22 protein-coding genes and 1 other RNA gene are annotated in these 19,852 nt (G+C 26.4%); 21 read left to right on the forward strand and 2 right to left on the reverse strand.

All coding sequences use genetic code 11. The features are described from left to right. Positions 1 to 55: 55 nt before the first annotated feature. The 9 genes from ssrA to BN6774_RS05905 all read left to right on the forward strand — a co-directional run bounded on the left by ssrA (position 56) and on the right by BN6774_RS05905 (position 8,685). Positions 56 to 387, forward strand: a transfer-messenger RNA (tmRNA) gene (ssrA, locus tag BN6774_RS05870). A 547-nt stretch (positions 388 to 934) separates the two neighbouring features. Further along, the gene (locus tag BN6774_RS05875) at positions 935 to 1,912 is read left to right on the forward strand and encodes a hypothetical protein (RefSeq protein WP_066891213.1); all 978 of its coding nucleotides are present in this window, start codon (positions 935 to 937) and stop codon (positions 1,910 to 1,912) included. Between the two features lie 725 nt (positions 1,913 to 2,637). After that, a complete protein-coding gene (locus BN6774_RS05880; protein ID WP_106404261.1) occupies positions 2,638 to 3,030 on the forward strand; it encodes a hypothetical protein in 393 nt (130 codons plus the stop codon). 64 nt (positions 3,031 to 3,094) lie between these two features. Further along, positions 3,095 to 3,229: an IS3 family transposase gene (locus tag BN6774_RS19075; RefSeq protein ID WP_122983001.1), complete on the forward strand. Its 135-nt coding sequence runs from the start codon at positions 3,095 to 3,097 to the stop codon at positions 3,227 to 3,229. A gap of 335 nt (positions 3,230 to 3,564) precedes the next feature. Further along, positions 3,565 to 3,876: a hypothetical protein gene (locus BN6774_RS05885; RefSeq protein ID WP_066891216.1), complete on the forward strand. Its 312-nt coding sequence runs from the start codon at positions 3,565 to 3,567 to the stop codon at positions 3,874 to 3,876. Positions 3,877 to 3,939: 63 nt separating this feature from the next. Further along, positions 3,940 to 6,138 carry a hypothetical protein gene (locus BN6774_RS05890; RefSeq protein WP_066891218.1) on the forward strand — a complete coding sequence of 733 codons (2,199 nt, stop codon included), beginning with the start codon at positions 3,940 to 3,942 and terminating at the stop codon, positions 6,136 to 6,138. 425 nt (positions 6,139 to 6,563) lie between these two features. Beyond that, on the forward strand, positions 6,564 to 7,028 hold the full coding sequence (locus BN6774_RS19020) for a hypothetical protein (RefSeq protein ID WP_066891226.1): 465 nt from the start codon (positions 6,564 to 6,566) through the stop codon (positions 7,026 to 7,028). A 339-nt stretch (positions 7,029 to 7,367) separates the two neighbouring features. Then, positions 7,368 to 8,258, forward strand: coding sequence for a hypothetical protein (locus tag BN6774_RS05900; protein WP_066891229.1), 891 nt, complete (start codon positions 7,368 to 7,370; stop codon positions 8,256 to 8,258). Between the two features lie 55 nt (positions 8,259 to 8,313). Further along, positions 8,314 to 8,685 (forward strand): DUF134 domain-containing protein, encoded by a 372-nt coding sequence (locus BN6774_RS05905; protein WP_066891230.1) that lies wholly within the window; start codon positions 8,314 to 8,316, stop codon positions 8,683 to 8,685. Between the two features lie 110 nt (positions 8,686 to 8,795). On the opposite strand, the gene BN6774_RS05910 is transcribed toward BN6774_RS05905, so the two are convergent. Further along, positions 8,796 to 9,158 (reverse strand): NifB/NifX family molybdenum-iron cluster-binding protein, encoded by a 363-nt coding sequence (locus BN6774_RS05910; protein WP_066891231.1) that lies wholly within the window; start codon positions 9,156 to 9,158, stop codon positions 8,796 to 8,798. A gap of 149 nt (positions 9,159 to 9,307) precedes the next feature. Between BN6774_RS05910 and BN6774_RS05915 the strand changes: the two genes are divergently transcribed. The 6 genes from BN6774_RS05915 to BN6774_RS05940 all read left to right on the forward strand — a co-directional run bounded on the left by BN6774_RS05915 (position 9,308) and on the right by BN6774_RS05940 (position 15,771). Further along, the gene (locus BN6774_RS05915) at positions 9,308 to 10,051 is read left to right on the forward strand and encodes a flavodoxin family protein (RefSeq protein ID WP_066891232.1); all 744 of its coding nucleotides are present in this window, start codon (positions 9,308 to 9,310) and stop codon (positions 10,049 to 10,051) included. A 71-nt stretch (positions 10,052 to 10,122) separates the two neighbouring features. Next, positions 10,123 to 11,976, forward strand: a complete 1,854-nt coding sequence (locus BN6774_RS05920; protein ID WP_066891235.1) for a phytoene desaturase family protein — start codon at positions 10,123 to 10,125, stop codon at positions 11,974 to 11,976. Between the two features lie 10 nt (positions 11,977 to 11,986). After that, positions 11,987 to 12,916 carry an ABC transporter ATP-binding protein gene (locus BN6774_RS05925; RefSeq protein WP_066891238.1) on the forward strand — a complete coding sequence of 310 codons (930 nt, stop codon included), beginning with the start codon at positions 11,987 to 11,989 and terminating at the stop codon, positions 12,914 to 12,916. Between the two features lie 17 nt (positions 12,917 to 12,933). Beyond that, complete coding sequence (locus tag BN6774_RS05930) at positions 12,934 to 14,076, forward strand: ABC transporter permease (protein WP_066891241.1); 1,143 nt, start codon at positions 12,934 to 12,936, stop codon at positions 14,074 to 14,076. A 4-nt stretch (positions 14,077 to 14,080) separates the two neighbouring features. After that, positions 14,081 to 15,181 (forward strand): ABC transporter permease, encoded by a 1,101-nt coding sequence (locus BN6774_RS05935; RefSeq protein ID WP_066896470.1) that lies wholly within the window; start codon positions 14,081 to 14,083, stop codon positions 15,179 to 15,181. A 50-nt stretch (positions 15,182 to 15,231) separates the two neighbouring features. Further along, positions 15,232 to 15,771, forward strand: a complete 540-nt coding sequence (locus BN6774_RS05940; RefSeq protein ID WP_066891243.1) for a 2'-5' RNA ligase family protein — start codon at positions 15,232 to 15,234, stop codon at positions 15,769 to 15,771. A gap of 92 nt (positions 15,772 to 15,863) precedes the next feature. Here the strand turns inward: BN6774_RS05940 and BN6774_RS05945 are convergent, their stop codons facing one another. Continuing rightward, positions 15,864 to 16,277, reverse strand: a complete 414-nt coding sequence (locus tag BN6774_RS05945) for a MarR family winged helix-turn-helix transcriptional regulator (protein WP_066891245.1) — start codon at positions 16,275 to 16,277, stop codon at positions 15,864 to 15,866. Between the two features lie 170 nt (positions 16,278 to 16,447). On the opposite strand from BN6774_RS05945, the gene BN6774_RS05950 reads away from it, so the two are divergent. The 6 genes from BN6774_RS05950 (at position 16,448) to BN6774_RS05975 (ending at position 19,806) form a co-directional block, all read left to right on the forward strand. Further along, on the forward strand, positions 16,448 to 16,909 hold the full coding sequence (locus tag BN6774_RS05950) for a DUF2798 domain-containing protein (protein ID WP_066891247.1): 462 nt from the start codon (positions 16,448 to 16,450) through the stop codon (positions 16,907 to 16,909). 119 nt (positions 16,910 to 17,028) lie between these two features. After that, a complete protein-coding gene (locus BN6774_RS05955; protein WP_066891250.1) occupies positions 17,029 to 17,370 on the forward strand; it encodes a hypothetical protein in 342 nt (113 codons plus the stop codon). A 300-nt stretch (positions 17,371 to 17,670) separates the two neighbouring features. Beyond that, positions 17,671 to 18,576 carry an N-acetylmuramic acid 6-phosphate etherase gene (gene murQ / locus BN6774_RS05960; RefSeq protein WP_066891258.1) on the forward strand — a complete coding sequence of 302 codons (906 nt, stop codon included), beginning with the start codon at positions 17,671 to 17,673 and terminating at the stop codon, positions 18,574 to 18,576. 30 nt (positions 18,577 to 18,606) lie between these two features. Further along, positions 18,607 to 18,930, forward strand: coding sequence for a PTS lactose/cellobiose transporter subunit IIA (locus tag BN6774_RS05965; RefSeq protein ID WP_066891261.1), 324 nt, complete (start codon positions 18,607 to 18,609; stop codon positions 18,928 to 18,930). A gap of 87 nt (positions 18,931 to 19,017) precedes the next feature. Then, positions 19,018 to 19,350, forward strand: coding sequence for a hypothetical protein (locus BN6774_RS05970; RefSeq protein ID WP_066891264.1), 333 nt, complete (start codon positions 19,018 to 19,020; stop codon positions 19,348 to 19,350). A 144-nt stretch (positions 19,351 to 19,494) separates the two neighbouring features. Next, complete coding sequence (locus tag BN6774_RS05975; RefSeq protein WP_066891267.1) at positions 19,495 to 19,806, forward strand: PTS sugar transporter subunit IIB; 312 nt, start codon at positions 19,495 to 19,497, stop codon at positions 19,804 to 19,806. The last annotated feature ends 46 nt before the right edge of the window (positions 19,807 to 19,852 follow it).

Below are 19,852 nucleotides of genomic sequence, written 5' to 3' on the forward strand. Positions count from 1 at the left end.
AACACGGAATGAAAATTGAATATTTCGCGTTAAACTAATTTTAACCTGGGGGCGTTTTGGCTTCGACGGGGGTAAGATGGGTTTGATAAGCGAGCCGAGGCAAGCATGTCACCTCGATAATAAAGTATGCATTAAAGATAAACGCAGAAGACAATTTTGCATTAGCAGCTTAATATAGCCGCTCATCAGCCCAGGGTGCCCACGCTCTGGATCACTGGTGTCATTAAAGTGGGAAACGAAGTTTAGCAAAGCTTTGAGCTAAAGGGGTATTTATGAAGCTAGGGAATTAGGAGTTTGTTTGTGAGCGAACTAAGGACCGAAATTTTAGTCACAAACTACGCTCGTAGAAAGTCAGATTGGTCTACTTTCGGACAGGGGTTCGATTCGTAAGATGAGTCGCCTTATGAAGTGATTCATAAGTGATAACTTGGCTTTATCGGTGAACTCGTAATAGGTAATGCTAACGACAATACCGAGAGGTATGTGAAGAAATTCAATAGCCTCGTATCGACTTATAGGTTCCTAAGGCGAAAGCTATGGAATACTAGGATAGAAGACATTAAACTACACTGAGCTTCTATAATACGCCAAGAGTGTACAAAACTTGTACACTAAGATATAGTCAGTGCCATTAAGAAATTATGGATGCACATGACCCCTCGCCTCCACCATGAAACCCTCGACAATACATAAATGTGTTGTCGAGGGTTTTTTATTTTTTAGAATTAAGAATAATAAATGATATTATTAGTGAATGAGATTTTTACTAAATCTGGTATTATGTTGTGGTGATTTAAGGTAAGTGCACCATAAATAATGTAGGATTTCTTATAATTAAAAATATAACATTAACACCGTTAGTCAGTAAAATATTTTTTTTCTTTATATAGCATAAATGGTATAATATTCTTACTAAACATAAGGGGGATTATTTATGGTTAAATTAAATGAAATCTTTGAAATAGTAATTGAAAATAAAGATTGGTTATTTTCTGGAATAGGTAACACTATCGGTGCTGCACTAATTAATAACATGAAAAAGAAAGAGTCAATTGATTCATATGTTACAAATGTAGTTAATTATAACGTAAATGTTCATAATAGTGATAATCCTAATAAAGTAAAGCTTGATAATAATGTGAATAACGAAATATATAAATTGGTAGATAGGGTTATTTCAATTTATCAAAATCATGGGGTGGCAATAAGCCAAATTCCATCTTTTACGGATAGTGATTTTAACTTTAAATTATCAGACTTTAAGGATAAAAATAGCATATTAGAGATACTTGACAACAATTTCATTGATTGGACATGTAATACATTTGAAGTAGAAAGGGACTGGGTTGAGGGTAAATCAAATAGGATTTACAAGCATATAAATTATTACAAAAACATTAGAAGCTTTATGGAAAAAATATTTGAGTTAAAAAGTTTACATGGTAATGAACTTGATGTTTTTCTTATTAAAAGTGGAGAGCTAAACCCAAATGAGTATGGAGAAAATTATGTGATAATTTTAGTAAGATACCCAATAAAGAAGATAAATAATACTACTATATATAAATATATGCCTATATCAACTAACTGGGATTGGGGCTATTGGAGGAGTAGATATCAATTAAAAGCTATTATTTATATTTGCGAAAGACTAAATATTTTTACTCATTCATATGACATGTTATTAGATACTATGTATAAGATTTCTAGTGGTCTAGTATTTCCACAAATAGAAATTGATAAGTTAAAGTTAGGATATACGTGGTATCCAGAAGATTATATTGATTATACTTCAGATAGTATCCAAGCCAAAGAGACAGAAGAAACAGAATTGGTAAGAAAGTATTTTGAGGATGAAGGATATTTGAAAATATTTAAAGAACTAAAAGATAAATATAAAGATATATTATAATTATATAATAAACTAAAAACTCTTAATTAATAAAAATAGGTAAGGTTTTTTATTTTTAATGGAGTAATAACAATCATAGAAGTTAGTAATTTAAATGAAAAATAAAGACTTACAGCATTGTGAAGTGAGCCCCGTTAAATAGACACAGTTAAAAAGACTGTTGTAAAATCTATTTAGCGTGGTGATTTTTTATGTCAAGAAAGAATAAAACTTATTCATTAGATTTAAAAATGAAAGTAGTAAAAATGTATATATAAGATGGAAGGATTCCTATTATTGCTAGAGAATTAGGATTAAGCACCAATAAGTGAATTTTATTATTGGGGAAAATTGGAGTATACGGATTATCCCAACGCCGTGGCAAAGCTAGAGGCGTGAATAAGGGACATTCAAGAAAAGTTGAATTAACATTGGAAGAAAAAAATTTAAAGTTAAAAAGCAGAGGTTGAATGAATACTTAAAAAATTGCTTCAAGTAGAAAGGTTGCGATATATAAAATAGATAAATTTAAGATAACAAATAAACTTTAAGAAAGATTTTCTGTAAAACTACTATGTTACTTAGCTGAAGTTTCAAGAAGCGGATATTATACTTGGATAAATAGACATGAAAATGATAGGGATTCAGATTTCAAAGAAAAAATGCTAGATATCTATAGAAGAATTAAAAGTGTATTATAGAGAGATTTTAATATTATAGTAAATCATAAAAAAGTTAAGCAATTAATGAGCATCTTTAAAATAAAAGCTATAATTAGAAGAAAAAAATTTAAGTATATAAATTGTAAAGCTATGAATATTGGTAGAATTGAACCTAATATACCTAATAGAGATTTTTCAATTACTAAAACTGATGAGAAATGGGTAACAGATATAACTTATCTTTATTATAGGAAAAGCTTTAAGAAATCATATTTATCGGCATTAATGGGCCTACATAACAATGAAATATTGTCATATAAATTAAGTACATCTTTAAATAGGGAATTTGTAGAATCTATGTTAAACGAAGCTTTTCCTAAAGAAAAAGGGCTCGATTTAAGTAGCTTAATCATTCACAGTAATCCAGGCGCCATTATAGATCGAACTCTTATAAAATATTATACAAAGTATGTCTAGGAAAGGAAATTAATATGATAACGTTTGTATAGAAAGTCTTTTCGGCCACTTTAAAAGTTAACTAATTTATCAACATTTTTTTGAAGACAAAGAAAGTTTATTTAATGCAATACATGTTTATATTAATTGGTATAATAATGAAAAAATACAAATTGTATTAAAAAAACGGACTTCAATTGATGTTAGGTGTGCGGCTTAGAAATGATGAGTATTTTTAAGAACTGGCTATTTAATGGGGCTCAGTTCATTATTTTATAGTTGTTAAGAAATAATGTCATTAAAGGTGTGTTTAGTGAAGAAACCAACAATTTACAATATGTTAATTAATTGGTAGTAATTATAGATATATTAAGGAAATAATGGTATAATATACAATTATATGGTAATTGATATAAAGTTTTATAAATTATTATTTGAACTTATAGTTAAGTGACGAAACAGCTAGCAATTAATAAGATATATAATTATAAAAAAAGTAAATATCGTATAATGTAAAGCTAATTATTGATAAACATTATAAAGGAGAGATAGGAAATGCATCAAAAATTTATTCAAGCTATTAACCAAAAGAAATTAGTATTATTAAAATTTGACTCTTATGAGAAAGGTATAATTTCAAGAACGTGTGTACCATTCGATTTTGGACCAAGCAGAAAATACAAAGACGGTCAAGACAGGTATCATTTCTATGATTTAGATAGCCCGTCAAGCAACCATAATTTATCAATATTACCATCACAGATAATTGATATAAAAATATTAGACAAGTCATTCGAACCAAAGAATTATGTTACTTGGAATCCAATAAGGTGGTTTTTAAAGAGAGATTGGGGAGCATATTCATAATTAAATACTAGGTTTACAACAATATTAAGCTATTTTCTTAAGTTTTAGGAGTAAATAATAGATATGGATAAAATTAAAATTGATTTTATTAATTGTTTTGGTATTAATGAGTTGAAGTATACTTTTGATTTTACAAGCAAAAAAGCCTGCAGTATTTATGCTCCTAATGGAACAATGAAGACTTCATTTGCTAAAACGGTTAAATGTATATCTGATGAAGAAGCACCTCAAGATTTAATTAACACTGAAAAAGTTTCTAACGCTTTAATTACTAAAAGTAATGGGGAAGATGTGAGTTCAGGAGATGTATTTGTAATTGAATCATATAAGGAAGATTATGAATCAAAAAGAGTTTCAATGTTGATGGTAAATAAAGAACTAAAAGCAAAGTATGATAAAATACATTCTGATTTAGAAAAAAAGAAAGATACAATATTAAAAGAGCTATCACCCTTATGCGGAATAAGAAGTAAGAGTGAAATAGAAATAGAAATAAGTAATACATGGGGAAGTACCCCTAGAAACATATTTGAATGTTTTGAGGAAATAAAAGTGTTGCTTGAAGAATTTTCATCTCCAATTGATATAAAATACAAAACAATTATAAATGAAAAAGTAATTGAGTTCTTGAAAGATAAAGATACCAAAATATTAATAAAAGAATATATAGAAAAATATAATGAGTTGATAACTAAATCTGAGTATTTTACTAAAGGTGTTTTTAATCATAATAATGTAAGTACCATAGGAAAAAATTTAAATGATAATGGATTTTTTAAAGTTAAAAATAAAATAGTAATTAAAGATAAGGAAATAAAGAGTAAGAGAGAGCTTGATGCTTTACTAGAGGGAGAAAAAAGTAAAATTTTTAACAATGCTGATTTGCTAATTAAGTTCGAAAAGTTGGATGAAAAACTAACCAAAAATGCGGCTATGAAGGGCTTAAGAACATTGTTAGAAAGTAGCCCGGAAATTATATCTTATTTAGATAATATAGATAGTTTAAAAAAAGAACTCTGGTTAAGCTATTTAAAGCAAAATGAAGAAGAATTAAAAGCTTTGGTCGGCATGTATAAATTATCAAAGGAACAGTTGAAAAAAATTGTGGAGGAAGCTAAGAGGCAAAAAACATCTTGGGATGAAGTGGTTGAAATTTTTAACCAAAGATTTGATGTACCATTTGTGGTGGAAATTCACAATCAACAAGATGTAATTTTGAAAGAAAATACTCCAACTATTAATTTTAAGTATAATGAAAGAGGAAGTTATAGAGATATAGATAGAACAACACTACTTAATGTTTTAAGCAATGGAGAAAAGAGAGCTTTATATATACTTAATTTAATCTTTGAAATAGAAGCTTTGATTAAGCTAAATAAAGATGTACTAGTAGTTATTGATGATATTGCAGACTCATTTGATTATAAGAATAAATATGCTATTGTTGAATATCTAAATGATATATTAAAATCAGGTATATTTAGAATGGTTATACTTACGCATAATTTTGATTTTTATAGAACTGTAGTAAATAGATTAGGAATACCAAGAAAGAATAGTTTAATGGTTCATAAGAATGATATGAAGATAAAGCTTGTTCAAGGTGAATACTTGAAAAATATATTTGACGTATGGAAAAATAAAATCAGTAGCAATGATAGAATTATGATAGCTTCAATTCCTTTTGTAAGAAACTTAAGTGAATATTTAGAAGTAGAAAATTCACCTAATTATTTAAAGCTTACTAGTTTATTACATATAAAAGAGGATACTAATAATATCACTGTAGCAGATTTGGAAGCAATATATAATGACGTGTGGAGAGTACATAAAAACTTAAATGATAAAAATAGAAAAGTTATAAATGTTTTATTTTATGAGGTAGAGAAGATAGTACAAGAGAATACTGAGAAAATAAACCTAGAAAATAAGATAGTTTTATCTATAGCAATTAGGTTATTGGCAGAAGAATTTATGATAACTCGGATAAGTGATAAAGAGAAAATAAAGGATATAACTAGAAATCAAACATGTGGATTACTTAGATTATACAAAGAGGAACATAATAATATTAACGAAATAAAAATCTTAGAACAAGTCAATTTAATGACACCCGAAAATATACATATAAATTCTTTTATGTATGAGCCAATATTAGATTTATCAGATTCATACTTGAAGAAATTGTATAGTAATGTTAAGGAAATGCGTACGAGAGCATATGAAGAGGTTGCTTTACATAAGGATGAAGATAGAGAATAACGATAAAAATAGTGGGTTTTAAAGGTCGTGCTAGCCTCCACTAAATAAGAACTAAGGTAAAGATACAATGATATAACCTTTAAATATCAAGGTTATACCATTGTTTTTTTACTTTTATAGAAGATTTTATAGGAATAGTTTAAATATTTTATTATATTTTGAGGGTTTGTACATATATCTTAGTATTATTTTTCTAGCGTGTGTTTATTTACATGAAAATAAATTAGTGTTAAGTTTTAAGTTATATATAATATATTCAAATACAAATATTATTTTAAATTATTGAAGTAAAAAGCAAAAAAAATAGAGTGAAATTGATAGGATTATAGTATGAAAATTAAGTAATTACTGTTACATTGAAATATATTTATCTTATGCTAAAATTATTAGGTGATAAATTACAAAAGATTAAGGGGTATAAGGAGATGAAATTTGGATTAAGAAAACCTAATATAAATAAGTCGATATCAGCAAGAACAACTGGTAAACTAGAGCGGGCATGGAAAGGAACAATAAATCCTTATTATGGGAAAAAAGGATCTGGTGTATTAAAGGACCCTTCTAGAGCAAGTTATGATAGAGTTTATAATAAAACATCTTATAGTGTTTATCCTAAGAGAAGAAACAGAAAATATTCTAGAGGTAATAATGATGGAGCAAGTGGCTGTTTAGTTGTAATACTGATAATAATTCTAATAATTGGATGGTTTATATCACCCTTAGGAACTTTAGCAGTAGTTTTTATTGGTGGACCTATATTATTATTAATATCAGCAATTTTAGGAATAATATATCTAATTTTTTATTTTATAAGATCAATAATACCTAAAAGAGAAAAGAAACAGTATATATTTTATAAGAAAAGAAAAAAGAAAATATTCTTTTTTTAAGAATAGAGTAAAGTTAATCTAAGGCAGTATTAAGTTTTGATATTTATTTTATATGTTTTAGTGATAGCTTTATTAACAGTAAATTATTAATTTTTGGGCTAGTTTAAATGGTATGTTTCCATTTAAACTAGCTTTTATTGTATTATTAATATTATTCAGCATTAAAGTATTATCTTCTTGAGTAAGGTTGTTCAAGTATATTTATTTAGATATTATGTGGAATTGGAAAAAATTTCTTTGATTTTTATGTTAATTATATATAATTAAATATATATATAAATAGATAAGGATATTAATTTATAAAATAATTTTAAATATGAAGTGTAAGGAGAAGTATAGATGCAAGAGGAAAAATATATTAAGTATGGATTATTTACATCTATACTTGTAGCTTTAGGGCCGATACTTTGGTTATTTATAAACATATACGACAAAAATTATGAAAATATAGTATTGAACATAGTTTTGGTTATTCTTGGAGTTGCTTTAGTACTATTTAATCTTAGAAATTATTTAAAGATACATAATAGAAAACACAGCATTGCTTTGGACCTATTAAGTCATATAGTATCATTTATATTTTATATTCTATTAATAGCAGTAATGGTAATTGCATTTATAGTATTTTATATAGGAATTGTATTTATACAAGAAAAGCTATTTATAAAGGGAGAATATATAACCTATCTTATAAAATCCCCATATTCATATTTACTATTTGTAATATTTATAATAGTAGCTATTAGAATAAAAATGATCTTTTCAAAAAAAGAAAAGAAGTATCATAAGAAAAACTTATTTTACTCTTTAAAGCTTGATATATTAATAGTTATTCCTCTTTTATATTTAGTATTAACTAGCGTAGTAGTAGTTACAGAAGAGGGAATTTGTGATTATAGCTTTTATAACTTAAAAGGCACTAAATATAGCTTTAATGATGTAGAGTATGTAAATACCGGATTTGTTATTAGAGGAAGAAATAAAGGAGAATTTTTTTATAATATTCAATTAAAAAATGGTAAAAAACTTAAATTAGCTCATCCATCTATGACCCAACCATCAAATAAGTATGATTATGATACATGGCAAGAATATGTTGATATAGACAATTATATTATGAAAAGTGGAGCTAAAAAAGAATCTAGTGAAAATGGTTCACAATATGTACAAATGGATAAGATATACATAGATAAATTATTAGAGGTTATAAGAAATGGTATGCAGCAATAATGAATGATATAATGTAAAATATATTAAAATAACTTATTTTGTAGGGGGAAGTCATATGGCTAGACCAAGAAAATTTAGAAGAGTTTGTTGTTTACCAGAAATAGATATATATGGACCTATTAATGGAAAGATGAAAGAAGAAGATTTTATTATAATGACTGTGGATGAATATGAAGTCATAAGATTGATTGATTTAGAAGGATTTAATCAAGAAGAATGTGCTGGTCAAATGAATGTTGCACGTACGACTGTTCAGGGAATATATAATGATGCTAGGAGAAAACTTGCAGAGTCATTGGTTAATGGAAAAGTATTAAGAATTGAAGGAGGAAATTACGAGCTTTGCAGTAGTTTTGAAAAAAAATGCGGTGGAAAGGGATGTCCTAAAAATAGATGTGGTATATCTATTAAAAAAAATGAAGATTAACTTTATAAGAGTAGCTAGAATATCTTTAATAGAATATATTTTAACTGCTCTAATAAAGTATAATTGTTGTAAGAAATTTATACTAATAACATAGACTATAATTTATGTTATTAATGATGACACCCATGTTCATGTTCATGGCAAACATCACCTGAATCTACAAGTGTACCATCTAACCAGCTTTGGGCTACAGTTTTTAAATCTCCTGAACACCCACGTATTACGTCAATTCCAGAATTTTTTAGAACTCTTACTGCACCTTCTCCCATATTACCTGCCAACATAAGTGTAACTCCTATATCAGCCAAAATTTTTGAAATGTTTGATTTACAGCCACAGCCTTCAGGAGATTGAACATTTTCAGAATCAATTATTTCTTTTGTATCAGTATTTACTGTGAAAACAGTAAAGTATTCACAATGTCCAAAATGATCATCAATCTTATTATCTCTTGATGGTAATGCAATTTTCATAAAAATACACTCCTTTATTTTTTATTAATCCATATAAGTTAAAAAACACGTTATATAAATAGTATATTAGCACATTAATGACATATGTCAATAATTATTAATTAAATAATATTACAAAAATTATGAAAATATAGAAAGGGTGAGAGAGTATGAAGAAGATACTTTTAATTAATTCTAGTAGCAGAAAGAAAAACACGTACAAGCTATTAAGTTCAATTGAAGATATATTAAAAGATAAAGGTTATGAAACAGAGCTTATAAGCTTATTAAATTTTAAAATAGATTTTTGCAAAGGGTGCGAAGTGTGTATTTTAAAGGGGAAATGTATTGTTAAAGATGAAGCTAATATTATAATGAAAAAAATAATTGAAAGCGATGGACTTATAATAGGAACTCCTGTTTATTTAAATAATATGAGCGGAATATTAAAGACTTTTATAGACAGGACTTGTAGCTGGTTCCATAGAAGTGAAGTATCTAAAAAGCCAACTTTACTTCTTGCAAGTACTCAAGGCTCAGGCATAGAAAACACCTTAAATTCTATGAAAGAAGTTATGATTCAATGGGGTGTTTTTTTAGGTGGTACTATTTCACGAAATGGTAGAAATTTTAATAAGCATATAGAAGAAAAAGAATTATTACAATTTATTAAATTAATAGAGTCTCAAGGAAAGGATTACTCTCCAAGTTTTAAAGAAATTTATACTTATAACATTCAAAGAACCTTAGCAACTAATGTTTTTCCAGTAGATAAAGAATACTGGATTAATAAAGGATGGCTTGATAAAGAATATTTTCCTAATGTAAAACTTAATATTGTAAAAAGGGTATATGGAGATGGGCTTTATAGAATCCTAACTAAAGTAATAAAACCTGCTAATGAAGTTAAGTAATATTAATATTTTTTTATTATAAGAATAAAATTAATAAGAGAATAATAATTTATAAAATTTAAGGGGTATATATGGAGTATGATGTTATTGTAATAGGAGCAGGAATATCAGGTCTTACAGCAGCTTCTTTATTAGCAAAAAGAAAGTTAAAGGTATGTGTAGTTGAAGCACAAAATAAGCCTGGGGGATCTTGTGGGATATTCAAGAGAAAAGATACAGTTTTTGAACAAGGAGCAGCTATGATATATGGATTTAATGATAAAGGATTTGCTCCACATAGATTTGTTTTTAATGCCTTGGAAGAACCTATAGATATAATAAAGCATGATGAGCTTTATGCAATTAACTATGGAGAGCATAGAATAATCTTCCATGAAGATATAAACATGTTTATAGAAGAATTAACAAAGGTTTTTCCAGATGAAAAAGAAAATTTTAAAAGATTTTATAATGATTTAAGTAAACAGTATACAAAGATAATAGCAGAAAAACCTAATTTTATATCACCAGATGCTATGAAAAAATCCCAAGGATTAGAAGGATTTTTAAGACATCCTATTGAGTATATAAGATTTTTAGGATATATGAATAAAAATACGGTAAGTATATTAAAAAAATATTTTAAATATGAAAATGTATTTAACTTGTTTGACAAGTTAACATCTACATATTGTTATACAAATGTTGAAGAAACCCCAGCAATATTATCATCTATAATGTTTGTGGATAATCATTTTGGAGGTAGCTATTATCCAGCTGGTTCAACTTTAAATTTAGTTGGAAAATTAGAAAAAGTAATAGAAGAAAATCATGGGCAAATGATTTACAGAAAAGAAGTAGAAAAAATAATAGTAGAAAATAATAAAGCAAATAAAGTTAAGCTAGATGATGGAACTATTATAAGTGGAAAATATATTATTAATTCCGGAAATATATGGAACTTATATAATAAGTTGTTAAAAGATAATATAAGTGAAGAAATTAAAACATGGGCAAATAATTTAGAAAAATCTTATCCGTCAGTAGTTTTATTTGCACTTGTAAAAGAAGAGGCAATTCCAGAAGGAACTTTGCCAATTGAAATGATAATTGGTAATAAAACTAAATTAGATGAGGGAGAAGTTACTGTTTATATTTTAAGTATTGATGATAAGACTCTTTGTGAAAAAGGATATCATACTATATTTGCAATAGGACCTACTTTTAAAAAATGGCCTAAGGGATTTAAGAATAATTATAATACTAAAACATATAGAGAAATGAAAGAAGTAGAAAAATATAGAATGCTAGATATTTTAGAAAAAAGGTTTCCTAGTTTTAAAGAAAATTTATGCCATGTAGAAGTTAGCACTCCAACAACTTTAAATAGATATGTGTTAAAAGAAGAGGGAAGTGTAGCAGGACCTAAACAAAAATTGGGACAACACATGTTAAAAAGACTAAAAACTAAGAGTGAAATAAATAATCTTTTTAATTGTGGAGAGTCAACTGTTATGGGAACAGGTACACCTGCTGTTACTGTTTCTGGAATAAGTGCAGCAAATCTTATATTAAGAGATTTAGGTATACAAGAGTTTGAGTATAAAGAAAATATGAAAAACTATGTAAATATAGTAAAAAAGCCTTTTGGGAAGAATCAAATTAAAATAGGAAAAAATAAAAATGAAGAAAAGATAGCTAAGTTAGCTTTAGAGTGTCAATTTTGCGATAATCCTTTATGTGAAAGAGGATGTATAGATAATGTGCCTATAAGGGAAATCAATAGAAGAGTTGCAGTAGGAAATTATTATGGAGCTAAGAAGTTATTAAGAGTTTATGATAGTAATCCATGTCTATCTTGTGAAAGTAAAGAATGTGAAAATAAATGTATAAGAAAAGGCTTTAAAAAGGAAGTAAGTATAAAAGAAATAAATACTGGACTTTAGGAGTTATATTATGTATATACTTCAAATTAAAAATTTGCATAAAAAGTATAGTGATTTTGAAGTACTAAAGGGGATAAATTTAGAAATAAGAAATGGCGATATTTATGGATTATTAGGGCCTAATGGAGCTGGAAAGAGCACTTTAATTAAAATTATATCAGGTATTGAAAAAATAAATTCAGGTGAGATATTATTTGAAGAAAAGGAAATTAAGATAAATAAATATAAAAGATATATTGGTTTATTACCACAAGATATTGCTATATATAATGATTTTACAGCAAGAGAAAATGTGTCTTTTTTCTGCTCCTTATATGGATATAGAGGTAGAGAACTTAAGAGAAGAGTAAATAAAGCCCTAGAATTTGTTGGGCTTTTAGAGGTAGGAAATAAAAAAGCTAATGAGTTTTCTGGAGGAATGAAAAGAAGATTAAATATGGCATGTGCAATAGCTCATAGCCCTAGATTGATAATAATGGATGAGCCAACTGTAGGTATAGATCCACAATCAAGAAATCATATTTTGCAATCTGTTAAGAAATTAAATGAAGAGGGAGCTACTATAATATACACATCTCATTACATGGAAGAAATAGAGGAGTTATGTAATAATATTTCAATTATAGATAATGGAAAAGTGATAGCGAAAGGTACTAAGGAATATTTAAAATCAAGTATAGTTAGTGAAAATATATGTACTATAACATTAAAAAAAGAGATATACAACATAAGAGAACAAATAAGAAAAATACAAGGTATTCATAGGGTTGAAGTATATGAGAAAAAATTAAAGTGCTATTATTCTAGAGGGATAAATGTAATTCCATACATTATAAACACAATAAGTAATAATAGTGGAATTGTAGAAAGTATAGAAAGTGAAGTACCTACATTAGAAAGTGTGTTTTTAAAATTAACAGGAAAACAATTAAGAGATTGATATAACAGAGAGGATATATGGTATTATTTAGTTTAATAAAAAAAGAAATTATACATTTTTTCAGAAACAAATCTAATGTTGTAACAATGTTTATATTTCCTGTAATTCTTATAGTTATAATGGGTTTTTCCTTAAATGGACTTATGAATGTTGATACTAATATATTTGAAAATAAAAAAGTTTATTATAAAATTAATGATTTTAATATTGAAAATAACTATTTGCAGTTATTTAAAAGTTTTAAGCATAACTGTGAAGAAGAGCTAAGAATAGAATTTCAAGAAATAAATGAAGAAAATTATGGAAAAGATAGTGTAAATAAATATGAAGCATTAGCTTTTATAAGTATAAATGAAGATAAATATGATTTTTATAGAAATGAGAATAAAGAAGATAGTTCTCAAAAAATCTTTAGAAGTATTTTTAAACAATATCTAGAAAGTTATTCTGTTACAAATATTGCATTAGAAAAAAATAGTAATATTCTAAAAGAAATAAAAGAATCTGAAGTAATAGTAGAGGATCAGGGGATATCAAATGAGGGAATAAGTTCTTTTGCTTACTATACTTTTGCAGAGCTTGTTTTAATAATTGTTTATATATCACAAATAACAAGTGTATCTACTTATAATGAAGGAGTAGAAAAGACATATTTAAGATTAAAAGTATCAAAAGCAAGTGAGTTTACTATTATTTTATCAAAGCTTATATTAGGCATAGTAGTAGGAATACTACAAATTTTAATAGTTTATTTTGTTAGCACTGTGTTTTTAAATATAAATTGGGGAGAAAATATTAGAGAAATTATAGCTGTATTAATAGCTCTTATAATTTTTAGTTCTATTTTGGGGATAACTATAGGTTATGTGTTTAAAGATTCTAAAGCAGCAAGTAGTGTTATAAATATTTCATTAATAGTTTTAGGACTCTTAGGGGGATGCTATTTACCCATATCTTTAATAAAATCAAATATGATAACTAGCTTATTATGTAAAATTACACCTACTTACTGGGCAAATATATCATTATTAAGTTTAAGTTCTGGAATTAAAACTAATTATTCAATTATATCAATAGTACTATCTTTAGAATTATCATTAATATTATTAATAATTTGTATATTTAGTAATAGCTTTAAGGTAGGTGATAAACTTGCTTAAGTTAATGTTAAATACTATTAAATTAGTTCTAAAGAAAAAGAGTTTTATTGTTATGGGAATAATAGCTCCAGGCATTATTATAGTATTTTTTACCTTTGTATTTGGAAAGGATGTTAACTATAAAGTTGGAGTAATAGATAAAGATAATAAATATATATCAAGAGAAGTAATTAAAGCCATAAGCGAAATAGAAAATGTAGATATATTAGATGCAAGTAATGATAATTACGAAATGCTTTTAATATCTCATCAAATACAGTTAGCAGTTATAATAGAAGAGGGCTTTTCAGAGAGGTTATTAAATTTAAATAAGTGTGATGTTATTACTAAGTCCATTTCAAATAGTGATGTAAAAGAAATTTTAGTATCCACAATAAAAAGAAGAGTAAATAATTTAAGTTTAATAGCTAAAGTTAGTGATAAAAATTTAGAAGAGTTTATGAAACTTAATGAGAATACTCAAAAGAATATAGTAAACTATAACTTAAGTAACATAATTGAAAGTAAACCATCTATAGAAAATTCAATAGGAATAGTTATAATGATGATATTAATAAGTGGTGCAGCTATAGCAAGTTTTTTAATTGAAGATGAGGAGCATCAAACTAAAGCTAGAGTTTTAGTAAGTGGAATACCAGAATATAAATATTATTTCTCTTTACTATTAGTATTTTATTTATTGTCTTCTATTAGTAGTATTATATATTATACCCTTTGCAAAATACTAAATTTAGATTTTGGAATGAGTAACACTAATAATTTTTTAGTAGTTATGTTATTTCTTAATTTAGTATCAATATCCTTAAATTTATTTATAGTAAGTCTTACAAGAAATAGATATGTTTCTAGTACTATTAATATATTAATAGTTATCCCAACTTGTATGATATCAGGGGTATTCTGGAATTTTGATGTTATGTCAGATTCTTTAAAAAAGATAGGAAGTTTAATGCCACAAAGGTTAGTATATGTAAGTATAAAAAAGTTACAAGCCTATGAAAATTTATATTATATAAGAGATTATATGCTTTATATGATATGTATTTCATTAATTTTTTTTATTTTAAGTTTAATTATTTTTAATAACAAAAGAGTGAAAAACTAATATAAATAAGATAAAATTGTATTTAAAATTTTAAGTCATATGGAGGGAAAATGTACTTAGTATCTTTATATTTTGATAATAAATCTGAAAGTAAAATACAAGGGATTATAAATAAAGTAGCTGAAAAAAGTGGGAATAATTTTATGATAGATAATAATGTTCCTCCACATATAACTATTGCAGCATTCCAAAGTAATAAAGAAGAGAAGATTATAGAATTATTAGATAAAATAATTAAAAATAGTTGTGAAGGATTAATAACTTGGGCATCTATAGGATCATTTAAATCATCAGTTATATTTTTAGCACCAATTTTAAATGAATATTTACATAATCTATCAGTCAATATATATGAAGACTTATCTTCAGTAGAGGATATAGATATTAGTAAATTTTATTTACCATTTCAATGGATGCCACATACAACTATTGCAAAAAAATTGACTAATGAAGAATTAATTTTAGGGTTCCAAGAGTTAAATGATAATTTTACTATTTTTAGTGGAAGAATAACTAAAATTGCATTATCTAAAACAAATCCTCTTGAAGATATCATTGTATGGAATTTAGAAAATAAATTAAAAGAATAGCAATGAGAAATTAGAAACTCATTGCTATTATATTGACATATAGTAGTTTTATATGAAAATTGATAAACTGAATTTATTACAAATTTATTAGATTATTCAACTAGATTTTTATTTAAAATTTCTTTAAGAATTTTTAAGTTTTCCTCACCTATATTTATTCTAATTTCACTTTCTATAGCTTCCTTCAACTGTTTACTTTTCATACAATATTCTTTTCCCTTGTCAGTGAGATAAGCATACTTATTGTTTTTTTCATCAAGATTAAATTTTAAATATCCTCTTAGTTCCAGTTTTTTTGCACATTTAAACATAGCTTGCCTAGATATATTAGCTTGCCTTGCTGCTTCTGAAATAGATATTTTCCCCATGCTAATTTTAGCTAAAAGAAAGCCTTCTGTATGAGAAATTTCTTCCTCGCCAGTTTTTAACCATCTATCCTCTGCTAGTCTTCTTAATTTTATATGATTTTCACTTATTAAATCTATTATATTTAGTTTGTTATCCATATTATCACCTAAGTCTTTTTTTTATAATTGTAACATAAATTATAATAGAAAAGGGCTTTTATTTACATATCAAATTGTCAACTTAGTTGACAATGATTAAATGAGTTGATATACTTTACTTTGTCAATTTGGTTGACGACATTACAATTGACGGAAAGGATGACAGAATTATGGGACAAACTAAAGGACAAAAATTTATATTTACTTTAATGATGTGTTTTGGAATGGTTCTTTTTATGACTATTTATAATATGGTTTTAAATGAAGGCTTTCATAGCAATTTATTATTTAACTTATTGAAGGAGTTTTGGCTTGGATTCTTTGTTGCACTTATATGTGATGTTTTTATAGTTGCAAAAATAGCAAAACCTATTGCATTTAGAATAGTTAAACCAACTAAAGATACTAATCCTATTAAGATTATATTAGCAATATCATCTTGTATGGTTGTTGGTATGGTACTTCTTATGTCTATATATGGAAGTGTACTAGCTATGGGCTTTACCAAAGATGCGTTAAGAATATATCCTATGGTTGTATTAAGAAACTTTATTATGGCTTTACCTCTTAATATAATTATAGTTTCGCCGGTAGTAAGATTTTTATTTACTAAAGTATTAAAGTTTGCATAAAAATTCTTTAGGTGGCAATTTAAATATAAATCAGGTAATTTAAAAGTTTACCAATAAAAACTTTAATAGTATTATTATATATAATTTAATGATTTATATAAAATTGCAGGAGGATTGTTATGAAGAAAATATTTGTTATTGTTACATCTTTAAGTTTAATGTTTTTACTAGGTTGCTCTTTTGAGAAAGAACAAGTAAAAGAAAATCAAAATACAGAAAAAACAATTTATGAAGAAAGTGCCAATATGAATGAATATGAAGAAATTAATAAAATATCTGAAAAAATTGATGTGAAAGATTATACTATTAATGTTGAATCAGATAATGAAGGGACAAGAATTATATTATTTGAAAAAAATCAAAAAAAGATGTATAAATCTATATTTGTAAAAGAAAAGAGGCACTTAAAATTAATTGACTTACAATCAGGTGAGAAGCCATTAATTAATGAGACAATATAATATTTCTTAAGAAAACTCCTATGTAGCTACTACATAGGAGTTTTAAAATTTATTGTAAAGAAAAGTTTAAGGAATATAACTTAACAAATTGATTATATTATTATTTAATTATTTATTTCATAAATTAAAATATGATGAAGCAAAAAAGATTTAAAGTAAGCTTTAAGAAAAATAAGACTCCCAAAATATATAGAAATAATAAATGAAATTAAATTTTAAATATACAGAAAATATATTGAAATATAATTTTAAGTGTGCTAATATAAATTTGTGAAGAAAATGACGTAAGGAGATGGAGAAGTGGAGATTGACTTAAGTAAACTAACAACAGAAAGCAGGAATCCTAGAACAAGCAATATAGATAATGTTAGTACTCTTGAGATGGTAAAACTAATAAATGAAGAAGATAAGTTAGTTCCATTGACAGTTGAGAAGGAATTAGAGAATATTTCAAAGGCTATAGATGTTATCGTTGAAAGATTAAGAAGAGGCGGAAGATTAATATATATAGGTGCTGGTACATCTGGAAGATTAGGTATTTTAGATGCATCTGAATGTCCACCAACTTATGGAGTATCAGAAGAGTTAGTTCAAGGATTAATTGCTGGTGGATACGAAGCTATATTTAGAGCAAAAGAAGGTGCAGAAGACTCTAAAGAATTAGCTATAGAAGATTTAAAATCTAAAAGTCTCAATGAAAACGATGTTGTTGTTGGTCTTGCAGCATCTGGAAGAACACCATATGTTATAGGTGCATTAGAGTATGCAAATAGAATAGGAGCTGCATCTATTTCTATAACTTGCAATGGAGACTCAGAAGTTTCAAAAGTATCAAAGATTTCAATTGCACCAGTAGTAGGAGCTGAAGTGGTAACAGGATCAACTAGATTGAAATCAGGAACAGCTCAAAAGCTAGTGTTAAATATGCTTTCTACTGGAACTATGATTAAGCTTGGTAAAGTTTATGGTAATTTAATGGTTGATGTTAGGCCAACAAATGAAAAACTAATTGTAAGAGCTAAGAATATTATTAAAGAAGCAACAAATTGTAGTGAAGAGGTAGCAGAAGAATTCTTTGAGAAAAGTGGAAGAAATGTAAAGCTAGGAATTTTTATGATTTTATCAGGAAAAGATATAGAAGAAAGTAAGAAAATATTATCAGATAATGAAGGTGTAATCGCTAAGGCGTTAAATTCAATAAAATAATATAATAAAAAGTAAAAAGGAGTAATAGAAATGGCAAAAGTAGATATGGAAGCAATTGTATTTGAATTAATTAGCAGAGGTGGAACTGCTAAAGGAATGGCTTATGAAGCATTAGCAGAAGCAGAAAAAGGAAACTACCAAGAGGCAGAAAATTTATTAAGACAAGCAGATGAAGAATTATTAGCAATACATAATGTTCAAACTGAGTTAATTCAATCAGAAGCAGCAGGTGAAAAAAATGAAGTTTCAATATTATTTGTTCACGCACAAGATCACTTAATGACTGCTATTGAAGCTAAAAATTTAATTGAGTGCATGATTAAAATGTACAAAAGAATGGATGGAAAGCTATAGAGTTTTATGAAATAATTAGGAAAATTCAGTGTTTAGAGCTGAGTTAATAAGATTAGTCTAACTCATTCCTATATTAAGGAGGTAATTATGGCAAAAAAAAATGTAAAACAAACTAACCCACAAAATAAAACAGATTACAATATACCTGGATTCTCATTAAAAAGCTCACTAATGATACTTTTAGGAGCAATAGTATCAACAGTTGTATTTCCTTATATAGTATCTTTCATTGGGGTAAGCTATAAAGTAGGTGTTGTTATTGGTAATACTTTAATATTGGGATTCATATTAGCATATGTAAGATTTTTTGTTGAAACTAAAAGAGGGTTATGTAATAAATTTTGGATTACTTACCTAGGATTTGGGTTAGCCTTCGGATGTATTTCATTCTTCTGGATGTATTTAAATACATATATTTAAAATATAATTTCAAAAAAAATATAAAATTTTTAAAAAAATATTGCAAATGTTTGCAATATGATATATTATAGAAGCATAGATATTTACATTAAAGAAGAAAACGATTAAGAAAACGATTGAAAAAAGGTTTAGGAGGATTTTGAAATGAAAGTTTTATTTGTTTGTTCACAAGGAATGTCAAGTGCTATTGCAGTAAATGCATTAAAGAAGGAAGCAGAAAAAAATGGAGTGGAAATGGAAGTACTTGCAGTAAGCACTCAAGAGTTTGAAGAAGAAGTAAAAAAGGGATATGATGTAGCGATGGTAGCTCCTCAAGTTAGACATAGATTTGATTATTTAAAAGAATTTGCTACTTCAGCAAATGTACCATGTGCATTAATTCAACCTCAAGCTTATAGCCCATTAGGTGGACCAAAACTACTTAAACAAGTTAATGAGTTATTAGCTAATAAATAAAATTAACAATATATACAAATAGAAAAATTTAAACACAAATGATAGG

The sequence above is a fragment of the Clostridium nigeriense genome, assembly GCF_900086595.1.
Lineage (GTDB): Bacteria > Bacillota > Clostridia > Clostridiales > Clostridiaceae > Clostridium > Clostridium nigeriense.